17 protein-coding genes are annotated in these 19,337 nt (G+C 71.4%); 8 read left to right on the forward strand and 9 right to left on the reverse strand.

Going from position 1 to position 19,337, the window contains the following annotated elements; all coding sequences use genetic code 11:
* The first annotated feature begins 27 nt into the window (after positions 1-27).
* From AC07DF_RS19620 to hypA, 8 genes are all read left to right on the forward strand, one after another.
* Positions 28-1,593 carry a hypothetical protein gene (locus AC07DF_RS19620; protein ID WP_478972399.1) on the forward strand — a complete coding sequence of 522 codons (1,566 nt, stop codon included), beginning with the start codon at positions 28-30 and terminating at the stop codon, positions 1,591-1,593.
* Position 1,594: 1 nt separating this feature from the next.
* Entirely contained in the window at positions 1,595-2,686 is a 1,092-nt protein-coding gene (locus AC07DF_RS19625) for an NADH-quinone oxidoreductase subunit B family protein (RefSeq protein ID WP_478972402.1), read from the forward strand.
* A gap of 70 nt (positions 2,687-2,756) precedes the next feature.
* Positions 2,757-4,550 (forward strand): nickel-dependent hydrogenase large subunit, encoded by a 1,794-nt coding sequence (locus AC07DF_RS19630; RefSeq protein ID WP_478972405.1) that lies wholly within the window; start codon positions 2,757-2,759, stop codon positions 4,548-4,550.
* Positions 4,543-5,094 carry a NifU family protein gene (locus AC07DF_RS19635; RefSeq protein ID WP_478972408.1) on the forward strand — a complete coding sequence of 184 codons (552 nt, stop codon included), beginning with the start codon at positions 4,543-4,545 and terminating at the stop codon, positions 5,092-5,094. The genes AC07DF_RS19630 and AC07DF_RS19635 overlap by 8 nt, the downstream gene beginning before the upstream one ends.
* Complete coding sequence (locus AC07DF_RS19640; RefSeq protein ID WP_478972411.1) at positions 5,091-5,687, forward strand: DUF5947 family protein; 597 nt, start codon at positions 5,091-5,093, stop codon at positions 5,685-5,687. The genes AC07DF_RS19635 and AC07DF_RS19640 overlap by 4 nt, the downstream gene beginning before the upstream one ends.
* Before the next feature lie 42 nt (positions 5,688-5,729).
* The gene (locus tag AC07DF_RS19645) at positions 5,730-5,936 is read left to right on the forward strand and encodes a hypothetical protein (protein ID WP_478972414.1); all 207 of its coding nucleotides are present in this window, start codon (positions 5,730-5,732) and stop codon (positions 5,934-5,936) included.
* Between the two features lie 34 nt (positions 5,937-5,970).
* Positions 5,971-6,168, forward strand: coding sequence for a hypothetical protein (locus AC07DF_RS19650; RefSeq protein ID WP_478972417.1), 198 nt, complete (start codon positions 5,971-5,973; stop codon positions 6,166-6,168).
* Between the two features lie 7 nt (positions 6,169-6,175).
* Positions 6,176-6,532: a hydrogenase maturation nickel metallochaperone HypA gene (gene hypA, locus AC07DF_RS19655; RefSeq protein WP_478972420.1), complete on the forward strand. Its 357-nt coding sequence runs from the start codon at positions 6,176-6,178 to the stop codon at positions 6,530-6,532.
* A 50-nt stretch (positions 6,533-6,582) separates the two neighbouring features.
* Here hypA and hypE read toward each other — a convergent pair whose 3' ends face one another.
* The 9 genes from hypE to AC07DF_RS19700 all read right to left on the reverse strand — a co-directional run bounded on the left by hypE (position 6,583) and on the right by AC07DF_RS19700 (position 19,335).
* Positions 6,583-7,653 carry a hydrogenase expression/formation protein HypE gene (gene hypE / locus AC07DF_RS19660; RefSeq protein ID WP_478972423.1) on the reverse strand — a complete coding sequence of 357 codons (1,071 nt, stop codon included), beginning with the start codon at positions 7,651-7,653 and terminating at the stop codon, positions 6,583-6,585.
* Positions 7,646-8,788: a hydrogenase formation protein HypD gene (gene hypD, locus AC07DF_RS19665; RefSeq protein ID WP_478972426.1), complete on the reverse strand. Its 1,143-nt coding sequence runs from the start codon at positions 8,786-8,788 to the stop codon at positions 7,646-7,648. The genes hypE and hypD overlap by 8 nt, the downstream gene beginning before the upstream one ends.
* Entirely contained in the window at positions 8,785-9,066 is a 282-nt protein-coding gene (locus AC07DF_RS19670) for a HypC/HybG/HupF family hydrogenase formation chaperone (protein WP_454361614.1), read from the reverse strand. The genes hypD and AC07DF_RS19670 overlap by 4 nt, the downstream gene beginning before the upstream one ends.
* A 3-nt stretch (positions 9,067-9,069) precedes the next feature.
* Positions 9,070-11,394, reverse strand: a complete 2,325-nt coding sequence (gene hypF / locus AC07DF_RS19675) for a carbamoyltransferase HypF (protein WP_478972430.1) — start codon at positions 11,392-11,394, stop codon at positions 9,070-9,072.
* Entirely contained in the window at positions 11,391-12,134 is a 744-nt protein-coding gene (hypB, locus tag AC07DF_RS19680; protein WP_478972433.1) for a hydrogenase nickel incorporation protein HypB, read from the reverse strand. The genes hypF and hypB overlap by 4 nt, the downstream gene beginning before the upstream one ends.
* Positions 12,135-12,183: 49 nt before the next feature.
* Positions 12,184-12,771, reverse strand: coding sequence for a hydrogenase maturation protease (locus AC07DF_RS19685; RefSeq protein ID WP_478972436.1), 588 nt, complete (start codon positions 12,769-12,771; stop codon positions 12,184-12,186).
* The gene (locus AC07DF_RS19690; RefSeq protein ID WP_478972439.1) at positions 12,768-14,510 is read right to left on the reverse strand and encodes a hydrogenase maturation protein; all 1,743 of its coding nucleotides are present in this window, start codon (positions 14,508-14,510) and stop codon (positions 12,768-12,770) included. Before AC07DF_RS19690 ends, AC07DF_RS19685 begins: the two co-directional genes overlap by 4 nt.
* A gap of 77 nt (positions 14,511-14,587) precedes the next feature.
* Positions 14,588-16,078, reverse strand: coding sequence for a family 43 glycosylhydrolase (locus tag AC07DF_RS19695; protein WP_478972442.1), 1,491 nt, complete (start codon positions 16,076-16,078; stop codon positions 14,588-14,590).
* A complete protein-coding gene (locus AC07DF_RS19700; protein WP_478972444.1) occupies positions 16,075-19,335 on the reverse strand; it encodes an MGH1-like glycoside hydrolase domain-containing protein in 3,261 nt (1,086 codons plus the stop codon). Before AC07DF_RS19700 ends, AC07DF_RS19695 begins: the two co-directional genes overlap by 4 nt.
* Positions 19,336-19,337 lie beyond the last annotated feature (2 nt).

The raw sequence follows: 19,337 nt of genomic DNA on the forward strand, positions 1-19,337 counted from the left end.
GCGTGCACACACGGACGAGGAGGCGCGATGGCGGAGGGACTGGTCGAGGGCGGCAGGGCGTGCGCTGCCACCACGGGCGCGGCGGTACGGCCGCCGGAACGGTCCCGGGACGTCTTCGAGCAGCTGAGCGCCGTCGCCGACGCCGTCCTCTACGAGGGATACCTCCTCTACCCCTATCGCCGGTCTTCGGCCAAGAACCGCGTCCGATGGCAGTTCGGGGTGCTGTTCCCCCGGGACTGGGTGGAGTCGGACGGCCCCGTCGTCCCCGGTGTGTCGGGCTCCGCCGACTCCTGGTACCAGCAGACCGAGTGCCTCCTGCGGATCCGGCGGCCCGGCGCCCCCTCCGTCCGCGTCCGGATCCGCTACCTCCAGACGCAGCGCAAGCAGGTGGAGGAGTCCGCGGGCCCCGAGGACTCCGGCCACCGTCCCGTCGCGTCGCTGCGCACCGCCGACGGCACCGTGCACCTGACCTTCGACGAGGCCCTGCCGCGCGAATACGAGCTTGTGATCCCCCTCGACGAACTCCTCGGCACGGGGCGCACCGTCCCCGTGGGCGCGGCGGCCGGCGTGGACGTCGAGCCGCTGCCGCCGGGCGCCGGGCGGGTGGTACGGCACCGCGAGGAGGTACGGGCCGAGACCACCGTCACCGCCGAGCGCCTCACCGACGACCTCTGCCGGCTTCGGGTCCGGACCGAGAACATCGGCCCCGCACCGGCAGCACGGACCGCGCGTGACGAGGCACTGCGCCGGGCCCTCGTCGCCACCCACACCCTCATCGGCGGCGACGGGGTGGAGTTCGTCTCGCTGACCGATCCGCCGTCGGACCTGGCGGCACCCGCGCGCGACTGCCGGAACGAGTTCACCTTCCCCGTTCTCGGCGGCGACGCCGAGGACGCCGGACGCATCCTGCTGTCCGCGCCGATCATCCTGCCCGACCACCCCCAGGTCGCCCCCGAGAGCCCGGGCGACCTGCACGACGCCGCCGAGATCGACGAGATCCTCACCCTGCGCACCATGCTGCTGACCGACGAGGAGAAGCGTGAGGCGCGGGCCACGGACCCCAGGGCGGCCGCGATCCTCGACCGGGTCGACACCATGCCGCAGGAGGTCTTCGAACGGCTGCACGGCGCCGTCCGCTCCCTGGCACCGGTCGCCCCTGCTACCGCTCCGGATACCGCTCCGGCACCGGCGGAACGCCCCGCCTGGTGGCAGGAGGGCGCCGACGACGGGCTCTCCCCGACCACCGACACCGTGCTCGTCGACGGCGTGCCCCTCGGCGGCGGCAGCCGCGTCCGGCTCCGTCCCCGCGGACGAGGCGCCGACGCCCAGGACATGTTCCTGGCCGGCCGGACCGCCGAGGTCGCCGCCGTCTTCCACGACGTGGAGGGCAGTGTGCACCTCGCCGTCACCCTCGACGACGACCCCGCGTCCGAACTGCACACCTGGTACGGCCGCTTCCACTACTTCCGGCCCGACGAGCTCGAACCGCTCGAGCCCGCCGGAGACCCGGACGAGCCGTCGGCACCGGCTCCCGCAGCAGCCAAGGCGCTGCATACGACCTACTCCGAGACCCCCGCAGCGGAGGCCGAGTGACATGACAACAGACAGCAGTACCGCCGAGGTCAGCAAGGAACCCAGTCGCGCCGAAGTCCGTCAGGGCTTCGACGAGATCACCATTCTCTGGATCTCCGAAGGCATGAGCTGCGACGGCGACACCGTCTCGCTGACCGCCGCCGACCAGCCCTCCATCGAGGACCTGGTGCTCGGCCTGATCCCGGGCCTGCCGAAGGTGAACCTGGTCAACAAGGTGCTCTCCCCGAGCTTGGGCGGCGAGGACTTCCTCGCTCCCTACCGGGCCGCCGTACGCGGCGAACTGAAGCCGTTCATCCTCGTCATCGAGGGCTCCATCCCCAACCAGAACATCATCGAGGGCGACGGCTACTGGACGTCCTTCGGCAACGACCCGGAGACGGGCGAGCCGCAGACCCTCAACTGGTGGATCGATCAACTGGCCCCCAAGGCCTGGGCGGTGGTGGCCGCCGGCACCTGCGCCACCTTCGGCGGCATCCACGCCATGGCCGGCAACCCCACCGGCTGCATGGGCCTCGCCGACTACCTCGGCTGGGACTACACCTCGCAGGGCGGGCTGCCCGTCGTCAACGTGCCCGGCTGCCCGATCCAGCCCGAGAACTTCATGGAGACCCTGGTCTGGGTCCTCTACCACGCGGCCGGCTCCGCACCCCCGCCGCCGCTGGACCACATGCTGCGCCCGCAGTGGCTGTTCGGGAAGACGGTCCACGAGGGCTGCGACCGCGGCTCGTACTACGAGCAGGCCAGCTTCGCCAAGGACTACAACTCGCCCAAGTGCCTGGTCAAGACGGGCTGCTGGGGTCCGGTCGTCAACTGCAACGTGCCCAAGCGCGGCTGGATGGCCGGCATCGGCGGCTGCCCGAACGTCGGCGGCATCTGCATCGGGTGCACGATGCCCGGCTTCCCCGACGCGTTCATGCCGTTCATGGACGAGCCCCCGGGCGGAACCCTGTCGTCCCTGGCCATCAAGCCCTACGGGGCGGTCATCCGCCGCCTGCGCGGTGTGACCAACGAGCTCGTCAACCACGAGCCCAGGTGGCGCCACAACAAGCGCAAGCTGACCAGCGGCTACGACCCGCACTGGCGGTCCTCGTGACGCCCGCCGCGCGCACCGGCGCGCACCCCACCACCCACCGGAACACCGACAGCGAGGGGCAGTACCACAGATGACCACCACCGAGGCCCGGCCCACGGAGCGCAAGCCGCCACAACTCGTGGACATGTCCTGGGATCCGATCACCCGGATCATCGGCAACCTGGGCATCTACACGAAGATCGACTTCGCCAACCGGGAAGTCGTGGAATGCCACAGCACCTCGTCGCTCTTCCGCGGCTACTCGGTGTTCATGAAGGGCAAGGACCCGCGCGACGCAGGCTTCATCACGTCCCGGATCTGCGGCATCTGCGGCGACAACCACACCACCTGCTCCGACTACGCCCAGCAGATGGCCTACGGCGTCAAGCCGCCCCCGCTGGCCGACTACATCGTCAACCTCGGTGAAGCGGCCGAGTACCTGTTCGACCACACGATCTTCCAGGACAACCTGGTGTTCGTGGACTTCTGCGAGGCGATGGTCAAGGCCACCAACCCCGGTGTGCTGGCCCGCGCCGAACGCACCGAGGCACCCCACGGCGACATCCACGGCTACCGCACCATCGCCGACATCATGAAGGCCTTCAACCCCTTCGAGGGCGAGGTCTACAAAGAGGCCCTCAAGGTCAGCCGGATCACCCGCGAGATGTTCTGCCTCATGGAGGGGCGGCACGTCCACCCGTCCACCCTGTACCCGGGCGGTGTCGGCACGATGCCGCAGCCGAACACCTTCACCGACTACCTCAGCCGGCTCATGCGGGTCATCGACTTCGTGAAGAAGGCCGTCGCCATGAACGACGACGTCTTCGACTTCTTCTACGAGGCGCTGCCCGGCTACGAGGAGGTCGGCCGCCGCCGTGTCCTGCTGGGCTGCTGGGGAGCCTTCCAGGACCCCAAGACCGTCGACTACCGCTACGAGACGATGAACTCCTGGGGCAAGGACATGTACGTCACCCCCGGCATCGTCGTCGACGGCGAGCTGGTCACCAACAACCTCGTCGACATCAACCTAGGCCTGCGCATCATGCTCGGCAGCTCGTACTACGAGGACTGGGTCAACGAATCGCCCTTCGTCACGCACGACCCGCTCGGCAACCCCGTCGACATGCGCCACCCGTGGAACCAGACCACCGTCCCGGTACCGCAGAAGCGCGACTTCGACGACAAGTACAGCTGGGTGATGAGCCCGCGCTGGTACGACAAGCGGACCGACCAGCACCTCGCCCTCGACACCGGCGGCGGCCCACTCGCCCGCCTGTGGTCGACCGCGCTGAGCGGCATCGTCGACACCCCGTACGTCAAGTCCACCGGCCACAGCGTGCGCATCTCGCTGCCGAAGGGCGAATCCCTGCCGGAGACGACCCTGGAATGGCGCATCCCGCAGTGGAGCAACACCATCGAACGCGACCGCGCCCGGCCCTACTTCGTCGCCTACGCAGCCGCCATGGCCCTGCAGTTCGTCGAAGAGGCCATGGGACTCATCCGAGCGGGCGAGACCAAGGTGTTCGAGAACTACGAGGTACCCGACGAGGCGATCGGCTGCGGCTTCCACGAGGCGGTGCGCGGCGTCCTCTCCCACCACCTGGTGATCAAGGACAAGAAGATCGCCAACTACCACCCGTACCCGCCCACCCCGTGGAACGCCAGCCCCCGCGACATCTACGGCACCCCCGGCCCCTACGAGGACGCCGTCCAGGGCCAGCCCATCTTCGAGGAGAACGGGCCGGACGACTTCAAGGGCGTCGACATCATGCGCACCGTCCGCAGCTTCGACCCCTGTCTGCCGTGCGGTGTGCACATGTACGTCGGCAAGGGCAAGACGCTGACCACCCTGCACTCGCCGACCTACGGGGCGAACCATGGCTGAGGCCGCCGGAGCGCGGCTGGCCGACCCGGACGTCGAGGCCCGGCTCGCCCGCCTCGACGACCTGCTGGAAGGCCTCGAGTCCGCCCCTGGCCCCACCACCCGCTCCGCCACCGAGGCGATCGCGCTCCTGACCGAGGTCTACGGCGAGGCACTGGCCCGCGTCATGGACCACGCGGACGGCCCGCTGGCCGAAGACCTGGCAGGCGACGAGTTGCTGGGCCATCTGCTGGTCCTGCACGACATCCACCCCGAGCCCGCCGAGCGCCGGGCGGCCCGCGCCGTGGAACGGCTGCGGCCCGCCGTCCAGGAGCGCGGCGGCGACGTGGAGTGGGCCGGGGTGGAGGGGCAGATCGCCCGGGTGCGCCTGACAACGGGCGGCGGGTGCGGCTCCGGCTGCGGCGGCGGAGGATCCGAGGTCACCGACGCGGTCCGCGCAGCGGTCCTCGCCGTGGCCCCCGAGCTGACGGCGGTGGAGCCACTGCCGAGCACGCCGGCACCCACGTTCGTACCGCTGACGACCCTGACCCACCGGGACGCACGGTGACCACCGACGGGGCACTGGCCCGCCTCATCCGCTCCTCGGCCGACCGCACGGCGGCGGCCGCGGAGGAGGTGTGCGACCTGTGCGCCGCGCCCCTCGCCGAGGAGCACGCCCACCTCCACGACGCCGGGCAGGAGGAGGTGCGCTGCGCCTGCCGGCCCTGCTCGGTGCTGTTCGCCGAGGCCGGGGCGGGGGACGGCCAGTACCGCCTCGTGCCCCGGCGCCGGGTCCGGCTGCCGCACATCGACACGGCGGTGCTGGGCGTACCGGTCGGTCTGGTCTTCTTCGTGCCCCGGGCGGACGGCACCGTCACCGCCCAGGGCCCGAGCCCGGCGGGGGCCATGCGGTGGGAGGTGGACGCGGCGGCCTGGCGGGAACTGGCCGGCACGGTTCCACAGCTCGCCACCGTGGAACCCGAGGTGGAGGCCCTGCTGGTCAACACCGTCCACGGTCTCGACCACCACTGGATCGTGCCGGTCGACGACTGCTACCGGATGGTCGCCGTCGTACGCCGCGAGTGGCGCGGCCTGTCCGGCGGCGGCCGGGTCTGGCCGGCCGTCGAGCGGTTCTTCGAGGACCTCACCGAGCGGCCATGAGCACGCACTCCGCAGGTCGGAGGCGAGGAAGGAGAGCACCCCATGGGCAACATCAGAGTGGGCCGGCCCCAGGCGAAGCCCGACACCCCCCGGCACGTCGCCGGCATGCACCAGGGCAACAAGGGCCGGTACGCGGAGCAGAAGGGGCACCACGAGGACGGCACCGCCGACGCGCGCCGCTCCACGGGGATCCACTGGAAGCGGCATGACGCCCTCGTGGAGGGCATGCCGAACATCTCGCCGGGATGAGAGCCGTTCCCGGACGGAGCAGGGAGTCGCCGCAATGAAGGTCAAAAGAGTACGCAGACCCGTCGCGCGCAGGCGTGGCGGGATGAGCGGACAGCGGGTGCTGAAGGCCGAGGCCGTCCTCGCGGGCGGTCTGGCCCTGGCACTGGTGTGCTGGGAGTGGCCCAGCCTGAGGCGCGAGGCGCGGATCTGGCGGATGGCCGGCGGTTTCCGCGCGGGCAACCGGTATCCGTGATCCGGCCGTGCACGAACTGTCGATCGCGACCGCGATCATCGAGCGGGCCGACGAGCTGGCCCGGGCGGACGGGACGGACGCCGTCTCGACCGTGACCGTCCGGGTCGGCGAACTGGCGGGCGTCGTTCCCGACGCCCTCGGCTTCGCCTTCGAAGTGGCCCGCGACGGCACCGCCCTCGCCGGGGCCCGGCTCGTGGTCGAGCAGGTCCCCGGCCAGGCCTGGTGCGGCCCGTGCGCCGAGGAGTTCCCGGTGGGCATGCCCCCGTTCTTCTGGTGCCCGCGCTGCGACCAGCCCTCCAGCGACCTGCGCAGCGGCCGGGAGCTGGAGATCACGGGCATCGAGCCGTCACCGGTCTCCGCATAGCGCGCGTGGGCCCCGCCGGTACGTCCGGCGGGGCCCACGCGCGTGCCCGGTCAGCAGATGCGCGGCAACTGCTCACCGAGCGGCAGATCCACCACCCGCGTCCCGCCGAGACCGGTGGCGACCACCACCATCCCGGGGTGCTCGGCGACGCACTCGCCGATCAGCGTGGCCCCGGCGCCCTGAGGATGCGCACGCATCGCCGCGAGCACCTCGTCCGCCGCCGGCGGGGGCACGAAGGCGACCAGCCGGCCCTCGTTGGCGACGTACAGGGGATCGAGCCCGAGGAAGCCGCAGGCGTTCGCCACGGCGTCCGGCACCGGAATCGCCCGCTCCTGGAGCCGGACCCCGGTCCCGGAAGCGCGGGCGATCTCGTGGAGGGACGCCGCCAGGCCACCCCGGGTGGGGTCGCGCAGTGCATGGATGTCCGGCGTGACGGCCAGCATCGCCGCCACCAGTTCCGCCAGCGGCGCGGTGTCGCTGGCGACCTCGACCCCGAACTCCAGCCCCTCCCGCACACTCATGATCGCCACCCCGTGCAGACCGATCGGCCCGCTGACGATCACGGCGTCACCGGGCCGCGCGCGCTGAGGCCGGATGTCCACGCCGTCGGGCACGAGCCCCACACCGGCGGTGGTGACGTACACCCCGTCGCCGTGCCCGGACTCCACGACCTTGGTGTCACCCGTGGCGATCGTGACCCCGGCGGCCTCCGCCGCCGCACCCATGGCGCGCGCGATCCGTCCGACGACGGTCAGCTCCACGCCCTCCTCCAGTACGAAGGCGGCGGAGAGGTAGGCCGGCCGGGCGCCGCTCATCGCGAGATCGTTGACCGTTCCGTTGACCGCGAGGTCGCCCAGGCTGCCGCCGGGGAAGAACAGCGGCCTCACCACGTACGAGTCGGTGGAGAACGCCAGCCGCGCGCCGCCCAGGTCGAGGACGGCGGAGTCGGCGAGAGCGGCCAGGGTGGAGTTGCCGTAGGCGGGGACGAAGACCTGCTCCATCAGCTCCGCCGACAGCGCGCCCCCGCCGCCGTGGCCCATCACCACGACCGGCTGGTCGCGCAGGGGAGCGGGGCAGGTCCAGTTCGCCGGGTCGACAGTGTCGGCGAGTTGTTCAGGCAACGGGGTTCATCTCCTCCCGCGCGGCCCGCTCGGCCTGCGGTGTCGCGGCGTTCATCCGGCGGTACAGGTAGTAGGCCGCGCAGGCGCCCTCGCTGGAGACCATGGTGGCGCCGAGCGGGGTGCGCGGGGTGCAGGTGGTGCCGAACGCCTCGCACTCGGTCGGCTTGATCAGCCCCTGGAGCACCTCGCCGCTGCGGCACTCGGCGGGCTCCTCGGTACGGATCCCGGTGACGTCGAAGCGGTGCTCCGCGTCGTACGAGCGGAACGCGTCGGTCAGCCGCCAGCCGCTCAGCGGGATCGGCCCGATGCCGCGCCAGTTCCGGTCGGTGACCTCGAACACCTCCTCGATCATGCGCACCGCGGCCGGATTGCCCTCCTCGCGCACGGCACGCGGGTACGCGTTCTCCACCCGGTGCTCACCGCGCTCCAGCTGCCGGACCGCCAGGCGGATGCCCTCCAGGATGTCCAGCGGCTCGAAGCCGGTCACCACCATCGGCACCCGGAACCGCTCGGCCAGCTCCGGGTACTCCGCCATGCCCATCACGCTGCAGACATGCCCGGCGGCCAGGAAGCCCTGCACTCGGCAGGCGGGCGCCGTCATGATCGCCTCGACGGCCGGGGGGACCCGCACATGGGACACCAGCAGGCTGAAGTTGGTCAGCCCGAGGCGCCTCGCCTGGTGCACGGCCATCGCGTTGGCGGGGGCCGTGGTCTCGAAGCCGATCGCGAAGAACACCACCTCCCGGTCCGGGTGGCGGCGGGCCAGTTCCAGGGCGTCGAGCGGCGAGTAGACCACGCGTACGTCGCCGCCCTCGCCCTTGACCCGGAACAGGTCGCGGTCGGTGCCCGGCACGCGGAGCATGTCGCCGAAGGAGCAGAAGATCACGCCGGGCCGCGAGGCGATCTCGAGTGCCTTGTCGATGACCTCCAGCGGCGTGACACAGACGGGGCAGCCGGGCCCGTGGATCAGCTCCACCTGCTCGGGCAGCAGTTGGTCGATGCCGTGCCGGATGATCGAGTGGGTCTGTCCGCCGCACACCTCCATCAGGGCCCACGGCCGGGTGGCCGTAGCGCGGATCTCGTCCAGCAGCCGCCGGGCCAGATCGGGGTCGTTGAACTCGTCGATGTACTTCACGCCGTTCCCGCCTCCTTCGCCGCCTGCTCCCAGGCGTCCCCGAACTCCTCCTCCAGCAGCCCCAGTTCCTCGAACAGCTTCAGCGAGGCCAGGGCCGACTCCTCGTCCAGACGCTGGAGCGCGAAGCCGACGTGCACGATGACGTACTCACCCACCCGCACATCGGACACGTACTCCAGGCACGCCTGCTTCTGCACACCGCCGAAATCGATCAGCCCGGTGAGCGGTTCCGCGCCGTCGTCGATGGCCACGACCTTGCCGGGCACTGCCAAACACATGGGTCACTCCTCCTGTCGTAGGTGCGCCGCGACCACCAGCTGGCCGAGGGCCAGCCCGCCGTCGTTCGGCGGGACTTCGCCGTGGCGGAGCACCGCGAAGCCGTCCTCGGACAGCAGCCGCGCGCACTCCTCCTCCAGCAGCGCGTTGGCGAACACCCCGCCGCTCAGGGCGACGGTGGCCAGGCCGGTGTCCTGGCGCGCACGCCGGCAGATGTCCGCGACGGCCCTCGCCACCGCGCGGTGGAAGCGGGCTGCGAGCACTGGGGCCGGGGTGCCGCGCCGCAGATCGGCGACGAGCGCGCTCAGCACGGGCGCCGGGTCGTACGTACCGGCGGTGAAGCCGAAGTCGTAGGCGGAGGTGCCCTCGCCCCAGGCCGAAGCGGCGGCGGCCTCCAGCTCCAGGGCGGCCTGGGCCTCGTACCCCGCGCGATGGCACACGCCCACCAGGGACGACACGGCGTCGAAGAGCCGGCCCATGCTGGAGGTCGCGACACAGGCCACTCCGCGCGTCAACTGACGCCGCAGAACAGCCAGTTCGCCGTCAACGCAGGCGGTCACACTGGGCAGATCCGCGTCCCATGCCAGGCCCGCCGCCCACAGCCAAGCCAGGGCAAGCCGGCACGGGTTGGCCACTCCCGCGTCCCCGCCGGGCAACGGGGCGGGGGCCAGGCGGGCGAAGCGCCGGTAGCCGGTGTAGTCGGCGAGGAGGATCTCGCCGCCCCAGACGGTGCCGTCGTCGCCGTATCCGGTGCCGTCGAAGGCGACGCCGATCACGGGCGCGGTGCCGTCGAGGCCGTGCTGGGCCATCGCCGAGGCGATGTGCGCGTGGTGGTGCTGGACGAAGACGGGCGCGAGCCGGTGGGCCCGCCGACGGGCCCACCGCGCGGACTGGTATCCCGGATGCCGGTCGGCGGCGACGAGCTCGGGGGTGACGCCGGTCAGCGACCGCATGTGCGCCTCGGCCCGCCGGGCCGCCTCCAGGGTGGTCAGATCGCCCATGTCGCCGATGTGCGGGCCGAACCAGGCGTGGTCGCCCTCGCCGAGGCACAGGGCGTTCTTCAGGTCCCCGCCAACGGCGAGCGTCGGCCGCACCGCGACGGGCAGCCGCAGCGGGCGGGGCACGTACCCCCGGGACCGGCGCAGCACCTGCTCGGTGCCGTCGGGGCGTACCCGCAGCAGCGAGTCGTCGCAGGGCGAGGAGATGGGCCGGTCGTGGGCGAGCCAGGCGTCGGCCAGACCGGCCAGCCGGGTCAGTGCCTCGTCGTCGTCCGTGACGATCGGTTCGCCGGAACGGTTGCCGCTCGTCATGACCAGCACACGCGGGCCCGGCGGATCACCGGGCAGGCCGAATAGCAGGGTGTGCACGGGCGTGTAGGGCAGCATGACGCCGAGGTGCGGGCTGCCGGGACAGACGCCGGGCGCGAGGCCCGCCTGCTCCGCTCGCCGCCGCAGCAGGACGATGGGGCGCCGCGCGCTGGTGAGGGCGGCCACCTCAGCCGTGGAGGGGGCGGCGATCCGCCGTACGGCGTCGAGGTCCGCGCACATCACCGCGAACGGCTTGCCGCCGCGCGCCTTACGGGCGCGCAGCGTCTCCACGGCCCGGGCGTCAGTGGCGTCACACGCCAGGTGGTAGCCGCCGAGGCCCTTCACCGCGACGATCCCCCCGGCGGCCAGCAGCGCTCGCGCGGAGGCCAGGGCGCCGGCGTCCCGCGCCGGGCGCACATCGCTCCCCGAGGCGGGCACCAGGCGCAACCGGGGGCCGCAGTCGGGGCAGGCCACCGGCTGGGCGTGGAAGCGCCGGTCGCCGGGATCGCCGTACTCCCGGGCGCAGTCGGCACACATCGGGAAGCCGGCCATGGTCGTGACCGCCCGGTCGTACGGCATGCCCGTGGCGATGGTGAAGCGTGGCCCGCAGTGGGTGCACGTGACGAACGGGTGCCGGTGGCGGCGGTCGGCCGGATCGGCCAGCTCCCGCAGACAGTCGGGGCAGGTCGCCGTGTCGGGCGGGAGGAGAGTGCGGCCGGGGGAGCGGTCGGTGGAACGGATGCGGAAGGTGTCGTCGGCGCCGCTGACGGGCAGGTCCTCGAACCCGACGCCGGTGACCGTGGCCAGCGGCGGCGGCTCCTGGGCCAGCCGGTCGCAGAAGTCGGCGATGCCCTGCGGCGGTCCCTCCACCTCGATGAGGACACCGCTCGCGGTGTTGCTCACGAACCCCGCGAGCGCGAGATCGGTGGCCAGGCGGTGCACGAAGGGGCGGAACCCCACGCCCTGCACCGTGCCGCGCACGGTGACGCGGCGTCGCACCGCCTGAGTGGCGGGCGCCGTCACGAGACGAGGCCGGCTTCGGTGCCCTGGTGGGAGTGGGAATGGGAGTGCGGCCGGGGGGCCAGCGGAGGCCGGTGCACGGGGGCCCCGTCCCGCACGGCGAGCACCCGCTCCAGGAGGGTGTCGACACCGTCGTCGGTCCGGGCGCAGGAGAACAGCAGCTCCACCCCGGGGTTGACCCGCTGGACGTTGGCGGCGAAGGCGGCCTGGTCGAACCCGGCGGGCCCGGCCAGATCGATCTTGGTGAGCACCACCAGATGGGCGGACCCGAAGGCCGTCGGGTACTTCAGCGGCTTGTCCTCGCCCTCCGTCACCGCCATGAGCACGATCCGCAGGGTCTCGCCGAGGTCGTAGGAGGCCGGGCAGACGAGGTTGCCGACGTTCTCCACGAACAGCAGCGAGGTGTCCCCGGGCAGCCAGCCCTCCACATGGCCGCGCAGCTGCCGGGCCTCCAGATGACACAGCCCGTCCGTCAGCAACTGCTTCACCGGGGCGCCCGAACGGGCGAGCCGGTCGGCGTCGTTCTCCGTCGCCAGGTCGGCGGTGAGCGCGGCCACCGGGAGGCCCCGCTCCACCGCCCTGGCCAGCACCCGCCCGAGCAGTTCCGTCTTGCCGCTGCCCGGGCTGGACAGCAGGTTGACCACGCTCACGCCCCGGCGGGCCAGTTCCTCGCGCAGCCCCGCGGCCAGGGAGTCGTTCTTCGCCAGGACGGCCTGGGTGACCTCGTCCACGGAATCGCACATGGGGCCGCTCCTCGCGCTCGGTAAGGACCTCGGTAGGGAAATCGGTCCGCTACCGATCCTCCGCGCCACCGCGCACCGTGCCCGGCAGCCCGGCCGACGACAGGGCGGCTGATTCGTCCGGGCGGCTCAACGGGGGCGTGGCCGCCGGGTCGGCGAGCAGCACCGGAACCATGGTGTGCAGCGCCTCGACGGCCCGCCCCACCGCCTCGCGCACCGTCGCGCTGACGCCCGGCGCGATGTCCTCGTCCGCGGGTGCCCGCAGCGCGGGCTCGCAGGCGAGGACGAGGACACGCGGCAGCGGCTCGTCGCCCAGGTGGGCGGCCAGGGCGAGGACCTTGGCCGGGTCCATGCCGTGCGCCTCGGGCGGGGCGCCCGCCGAGGCACCGTCCGGCAGGTCCGGCTCGACCAGCGACAGGGTGCCCGGCTCCTGTCCCCGTACCGCCGCGTCGACAAGGACGGCCGTGTCGTAGCCGTCGAGCAGTTCGTACGCCAGGTCCATCCCGCGGATGCCGAAGTCCCGCACCCGCACCTGGGGCGGCAGCGGGTTCCGCTCCAGGGCGCGGATCACCTCGGGGCCGAAGGCGTCGTCGGCGAGGAAGATGTTGCCGACGCCCGCCACCAGCAGCCGCGCGCTCATCGAGCGTCTCCGGTGAGCAGCGGCCTGGGGGAGCCGGTCGGCAGCTTGCGGACGAAGGCGGACCGCAACGCGTGGTACGGGGCCTTCCGGTCGAAGAGGATGGCGCGCATGCGGGCGAGTTCGGTCCGCCGGTATTCGGCGAGGGGGCGCTGGAGCTCGTCCGCGTGACGAGCGGTGGTCTTGGCGGTGATCCGGGTCGCGAGGTCCGGGTCGCCGGCGACCGCGGCGGCCAGCCGCTCGACCTCTGCCGTGAACTCCTGTGCCTGGGCGGGCACCAGACGGTCCACCAGCCCGATCCGCTCAGCCGTCGCGGCGCTCACCGGCAGCGCCTGGCTCGTCAGCCGCTCGGCCGTCTCGGCTCCCACGCGGCGCGGCAGCGAGTACGTCCAGTACTCCGAGCCGTACAGCCCCATGTTGCGGTAGTGCGGATTGAGGACGCTGCCCGTGCGGCACCAGACCTCGTCCGCGGCCAGGGCGAGCATGACACCGCCGGCCGCCGCGTTGCCGCCCAGCGCCGCCACCACCAGCCGGTCGGTGGTGCGCAGCACGGCCTCGACCAGGTCGTTCATGGCGTTCAGATTGGACCAGGACTCGCCCGCCGGGTCGCTCGACGCCTCGATGACGTTGAGATGGATGCCGTTGGAGAAGAAGTCGCGGGCGCCGCCGAGCACCAGCACCGAGGTCGGGCGGCTGAGCGCGTACCGGTAGGCGGCGAGCAGCCTGCGGCAGTGGGTGGTGCTCATCGCCCCGCCCGGGAACGAGAAGGTCACGAAGCCGACCGCACCGTGCTGCCGGTAGCGGATGTCGGTCCAGGTGGTGCGGTCCGGGGGCAGTTCGAGCGGGGCGGCGATCTCGGGCAGCCAGTACGGGCGGTCGTTCGAGCTCGACAGGCCATGGGATCCGGGCGGGGCCGGGAAAGTGGCGAGGACGGAGGCCGCCGGGCGGCGGAACGGCGCCGGATCGCCGGAACTCTTGCGGGGACGCAGCTCCGGGATCCACACCGCGCCGTCCCGGGTGGCCCGGCAGACCGCGCCGGACCGGGTCGCGAGCAGCTCCCCGGGCTCGCCTCGCAGCCGGTCCTCGGGGTGCCCGCCGTGCAGGAACACCTCCCGGCCGCAGAGCTCGTCCCGGACGCCGGGCTGCGAGTCGGCCCCGCGGAGCTTGCGCAGCACCGTGGCCGTGCTGTCCCGCTCCCAGTCGATCCGCCGCTGCTCCTGGCGGAAGAAGTCCCGCCACACCACGTTGATCCCGGGCTCGCTCTGGGGGCGCGGTTTGTACGAGCCGTCGGCGTAGCGCCGCACGGCCTGGAGGACCGCGGCCGTCGCGGCGTCCGCGACCTCGTTGCGGTACACGTTGCTCTTGCCCACCGGAGGCACGGGGAAGGACGCGTCCGCCCACACGTCGCCCGCGTCCATCGCCGCCTCGGCCTGAAGCACCGTCACGCCCCACTCGGACGCCCCCTCGGCGATCGCCCAGTCCAGCGACGACGGGCCCCGGTCGCCCGGTGGCCCCGGGTGCACGATCAGGCAGGTGTGCTCCTGCCAGACGTCCTCCGGCAGGGCCGACTTCAGCATCGGGGCGACGACCAGGTCAGGGCGCACCTCCTGTACGGCGGCCCGGACCGCGTCGGCGCCGTGCGAGGCGAGGACGACGTCGACCCGGTGCCCCTCATCCGACAGTTCCGCGTACACACGCTGGGACAGGCTGTTGAACGCGCTGACGACGAGCAAGATGTCCATGACGTGGCATGCTCGCCGTTCGGACGAGGGCCGAGAAGGACCACCGCGGCGTTTCGCGGCCCTCGTCCGCTTCCGGGCTACTCTCCCGACGGTGCCGTCAGCGCGACGCCCAGGCCCACCGGAGTGCCGAAGTTCGGCGTCCCGTCGGCGTTCCAGGTGAATTTCTGTGCCCTGGTCGAGCGGTTCATGTCGCAGCCGCCGCCCGCGGAACTGTTGGCGTGGTACACCATCCAGTCCTCCGTGCCGTCCGGCGACTTGAAGAAGCCGTTGTGGCCGGGGCCGTACACGCCGTTGGCGTTGGACCGCTGGAAGACCGGGTTCGGTGACTTGACCCAGGAGGAGGAGCTGAGCGGGTCGCCGCCGTTGTACGTGAGCATGCCCAGCTTGTAGTCGGGCGTGGAGCAGTGGCTCGCGGAGTAGACGATGAAGGTCTTCCCGTTGCGCTGGAGGACCTCGGCGCCCTCGTTGACCGCGCCGCCCACCGTCTCCCAGCCGTAGGTGGGGGTGGACAGGATCCGGCGCGTGCCGCTCGCGGTCCACGGGTTGGACAGCGGCCGGATGAACATCGGCTGCGAGCCGTTGTAGAAGGTGCCGAGCAGATACAGCTTGCCGTTCAGCTGGAGGATGCCCGGGTCCAGCTCCCAGGTGTTGTCCTGGGACGGGTCGAGCAGGTCGGCCTTGAAGGTGTAGGGGCCCATCGGGTCCTGGCCGGCGCTCTCCAGCACGTGGATCCGCTGGGTGCCCAGGTCGAACGGCTCCCGCCCCGCGGTGTAGTAGAAGTACCACCGCTTGCCGTTCGGGCCGTCGAGCAGATGGAACTCCGGGGCCCACATCGTGCCCGCCCCGTTGGGCCTGGTCAGATTGAAGATCACCTGTTCGGCGGCCGTGGCGAGGCCTCCCAGCGTGCGGGACTTGCGCATGGTGACCGTCGAGTTCCAGGTCGTGGTGGCCAGGTAGTAGTAGCCGTCGTGGTAGGTCAGCCAGGGGTCGGGGCCGCGCTGGGCGATGGGGTTGGTGAAGGTGTTCGGGCTCGTGCCGCCGCCGGTGAAGCCGGACAGGCGCCACACCCTGCCGTTCGCCGCGGAGCACGGCAGCTGCACCAGGCCCGTGTTCGACGCCGGCGAACCCCCGCTCGGCGTCACGCATTTGCCCGAGGCCGTGGAGACCAGGTTGAAGGCCTTGTCGGCGCCGCTCACCGGCACCAGCCGCCACTGCTGGTTGGTGCCGCCGTGGCAGGGCCACTGGATGACCGTGGCGTTGTCAGCGGAGGACGCGCCGGCGACGTCGACGCACTGGCCGGACTGCGTGGTGATCGTGTACGTGTCACCCGAACCGGAGACCGGCGCGAAGCGGAAACTCTGGTTCGCGCCCGAACCGCACGAGAAGGCACGCAACTGCGTCCCGTTCGTCGACGAACCTCCCGGCAGATCAAGGCAGTTGCCGCCGTTCTGGTTCACCCCCGTCGACGTGAACGCGACGGCGGCGGCAGCGGGCTGCGGCGCCGCCAGGAAGGCGACCACCATGGTGAGGACGCCGAGGAGCGCGGACAGACATCTGAAACGAGTCACGGGCCGTACACCTTCGCTTCGAGGAGGCCGACGGAGTTGCCGCCGTTGCTGGTGAGCTGCACACGCAGCCGCGTGGTGTTCGTCGCGGTGAACGTGACCGCGTTGTACTGGTTCTTCGCCACCGGGTAGCCGCTCGCGCCGGGCACGTCGGCGTAGGCGCCGCCGTTCCAGTACTGGAGCTTCCACGAGGCGGGCATGTCGATGCCCTGGTCGTCGTCGAAGAAGTACACCTCCGCCTTGTTCACCGTCTTCGCCGACGGCCAGGTCAGCTCGGCCCACTGCTGCCCGCTCTCCGGCCAGGTGCCCCAGCGGGTGTTGACGGTGTCGTTGGACGAGGGCGGGTCGACCCCGTCATTGATCGCGGTGACGCTCTCCCAGGAGGAGGTGTACGAGGCGGACGCGGTGGCCGACGTCGCCAGGTTGGCGGGTGGCTGGGCGCCGCCCCGGTGATGGACCTTGATCTCGGTGAGGCCCGTCTTCGCCCCGGAGGCGTGGGTCGCCAGCGCCCGGATGCGCTGGGCGCTGATCGCCGGGAACCGCACCAGGTTGTAGTTGGCACGGGGCGCGGCCGGGCTCTTGGTCTGGCCGTCGGCGTTCACCCAGGAAGTTCCGTTGTGGTACTGGATCGAGTACGAGGACGGCGCCCGGTAGGTCGTACTGGCGGGGCGGCTGTCCTTGAAGTACAGGCGCACCTCGTTGAGCGTCCGGGCGGTGCCGAAGTTGAGCTCGTACCAGTCCTGGCTGTTCGAGGAGCCGCCGGCTCCCCAGAACGGCTCGTTGGTGGGAAGCCCGTCGACCGCGCCCGAGACGGCGCTGCCCGACCCGGTGTGGGAGGCGGACGCGGCCGCCCCGGAGGCGAGGTCGGCCGGGTCGCCGGTCAGGTCGACACCGGCCTTGGCTAGCATGTCGACCATGCGGGGACTGTCCTGCACGACCTGGTTGGGGGACTTCAGCCCGGAGACGGCCGTGCGGTGGGTGACGGTGCCCTTCGTGGTGACCTCGCCGGTGGCCGGGTCCCAGGTGAAGGGCACCAGGGTGCTGATCGTGGCGGCCCGGGTGCCGTTGACGTAGATCGAGTAGCCCTCCGGGATGCCGGGGTAGCGCACCACACCGTCGGCCGGGTCGTCCCAGACGACGGACAGGTCGGCGCCCCGGTAGCGCAGGTTGTTGACCGTGAAGTGGGACCAGCCGATGTCGATGGGGGAGAGCTCCACCTTCGCGTCGCTGCGCGGCCGCAGCCCCGCCACGTCCTCGATCACCGTCCAGTTGCTGCTGCCCAGGATGTTGTGGTGGATCCAGGAGCGGTAGTTGACGGAGCTGCCGTTCCAGTCGGCCCAGAACTCGTTCGCGTCGGGCCACTGGGTGTTGCCGCCGACGTACTGCGCCCAGGTGTTCCAGTAGAGGAGCTTCTTGTAGTCGGTGGCGTTCATCCAGGAGTTGGGGTAGTTGCGCAGCACCGAGGAGTACAGCCGGAACTGGACGGTGGAGTTGATGGTGGAGAAGTTGTTGGAGCCCGGCTCCCCCGCCTCGGCCGCCGCCTTCTTGTCGACCTGGTTGGCCGTGTAGAAGGGGAAGACCGGATACTGCGCCGGGTCGTCGAACAACCGCAGGGCCTGCTTGTACGTCGCCGTGTCGGGGACGGCGCCGACCGAGAACGGGTAGTAGTTGTTGATCTCCTTCCAGGGCACCCACTCGTTGGTCGACTTCAGCCGGTGCTCGAACAGCTGCCGGTTTGGGTTCCACAGGACGTTGACGATGGCGTCCTTGATCTGGTTGGCGAGGGTGCGCATCTCGCTCGCCTTGGCCGTGTTGCCGGTCGCCTCGTAGGCCTGTGCGGCGGCGAGGGCGCCGCTGTACTGGTAGGCGGACTCGGCGCGGTCCATGTTCCCGGGCTTCCAGTGGAAGGAGACCGCGTCGGCGTCGTTGCCGGTCAGGGCGCCCCAGTCGTACTCGATGAGCTTGTTGTTGTCGCGGTCGTAGTGCGCGAGCTGGCCCTTGACGTCGCCCTCCGCGTAGCGGGCGAGGCTCGCGGCGATCGCGGGCTGGCCGCCGTGGATCTGGTAGCTCTTCCACGCCGCCTCGGCGATGTACTGGGTGTAGCTGTTGGACCAGTTCTCCGGGTCCCCCGGGTTGTCCAGGAAGCGGCCGCCCTTGGAGGTCTGGCCGACGCTCAGCCAGTCCCCGTAGGCGTAGGACGGGTCGCGCAGATATTTCAGGTCGTCGATGTGCATCGGCTGGGTGAGGGCGATGGCGTTGTTGTAGCCGAGGACGCCCTCGGTCGAGGTCGGGAACTGGAAGGTCTGCCCGGGGATGTCGGCGTCGAGGTGGTTGAAGCGCATCAGCCACCAGCGGTAGTAGACGTTCTTCTTGATCGCGGGCTCGGGCACGTCGATGTAGGGCACGTTCTGCGCCCACCACCGGTTGTAGGCCCTGACGTGGGTGGCGAACGCGGTGGCGGGGGAGTAGCCCGCGTAGGCGTCGTACTCCGTGCGGGACTCGGGGATCTCGTCGGTGACGAAGCCCATCACGACCTTGGCGGTCACCGTGGCACCGGCCGCGACCGTCACGGACCGGTTGAGACCGCCGCCGGAGACGGCGAACCCGTCACCGGTCAGCCGGGGGCGGAGGGTCGTGAGGTTGTTGTAGGCGTTTACCTGCCCGGTCAGCTCGCTGCCGCTGCCCGACGTGGCGTAGGGCGACGTCGCCCGCAACTGGAGCGTGGTGGAGGATGAGCCGTTGTTCTTGATCGACAGGTTGGTCACGGCCACGTTGTTGTCCGTGATGAACTTCGTCTGGTCGACCGTGACCGAGCCGCTGGTGTGCACGCTCTTCCAGTGACTGGGCGTCTGCCGGCGCTGCGCGACCTGTTCGGTGAAGGTCCCCGGGGTGAGAGCGACGGTGTAGGCGCTGTTGCCGTTGATGTTCTCCCAGTAGGCCACCTTGCCGCCGAAGCCGAACCGGGCCGGGTCGTGCTCCTTCATGAACAGCGCGCGCCCCCTGCTCATCAGCCAGGGTCCGGCCGGGTCGTTGCCCGAGCGGGCGAGCAGGCGGTCCATCCAGAAGTCGGTCCCCGAACTCTCCGCGTCGTAGATCGCCCGCATCATGTCGCCCGGGGTGTGGGCGACGGGCGGGGCGGGGATCGTGGGGCCGCTGAAGCTCGGAAACCCTATGGTCTGCGCCGCCGCGGCCGGGGTGGCGGGGACGACGCAACAGACGGCGAGTACCAGTGCGGCCAGGAGGATCTGCGGTCTTCTCATCG

Source organism: Streptomyces sp. NPDC044719 (assembly GCF_056433405.1).

Excerpts from the sequence above, each read along its gene's own strand:
- AC07DF_RS19620 (WP_478972399.1), top strand. The coding sequence starts at position 28 with ATGGCGGAGGGACTGGTCGAGGGCGGCAGGGCGTGCGCTGCCACCACG.
- AC07DF_RS19625 (WP_478972402.1), top strand. The coding sequence starts at position 1,595 with ATGACAACAGACAGCAGTACCGCCGAGGTCAGCAAGGAACCCAGTCGC.
- AC07DF_RS19630 (WP_478972405.1), top strand. The coding sequence starts at position 2,757 with ATGACCACCACCGAGGCCCGGCCCACGGAGCGCAAGCCGCCACAACTC.
- AC07DF_RS19635 (WP_478972408.1), top strand. The coding sequence starts at position 4,543 with ATGGCTGAGGCCGCCGGAGCGCGGCTGGCCGACCCGGACGTCGAGGCC.
- AC07DF_RS19645 (WP_478972414.1), top strand. The coding sequence starts at position 5,730 with ATGGGCAACATCAGAGTGGGCCGGCCCCAGGCGAAGCCCGACACCCCC.
- AC07DF_RS19650 (WP_478972417.1), top strand. The coding sequence starts at position 5,971 with ATGAAGGTCAAAAGAGTACGCAGACCCGTCGCGCGCAGGCGTGGCGGG.
- AC07DF_RS19670 (WP_454361614.1), bottom strand. The coding sequence starts at position 9,066 with ATGTGTTTGGCAGTGCCCGGCAAGGTCGTGGCCATCGACGACGGCGCG.
- hypB (WP_478972433.1), bottom strand. The coding sequence starts at position 12,134 with ATGTGCGATTCCGTGGACGAGGTCACCCAGGCCGTCCTGGCGAAGAAC.
- AC07DF_RS19685 (WP_478972436.1), bottom strand. The coding sequence starts at position 12,771 with ATGAGCGCGCGGCTGCTGGTGGCGGGCGTCGGCAACATCTTCCTCGCC.
- AC07DF_RS19690 (WP_478972439.1), bottom strand. The coding sequence starts at position 14,510 with ATGGACATCTTGCTCGTCGTCAGCGCGTTCAACAGCCTGTCCCAGCGT.
- AC07DF_RS19700 (WP_478972444.1), bottom strand. The coding sequence starts at position 19,335 with ATGAGAAGACCGCAGATCCTCCTGGCCGCACTGGTACTCGCCGTCTGT.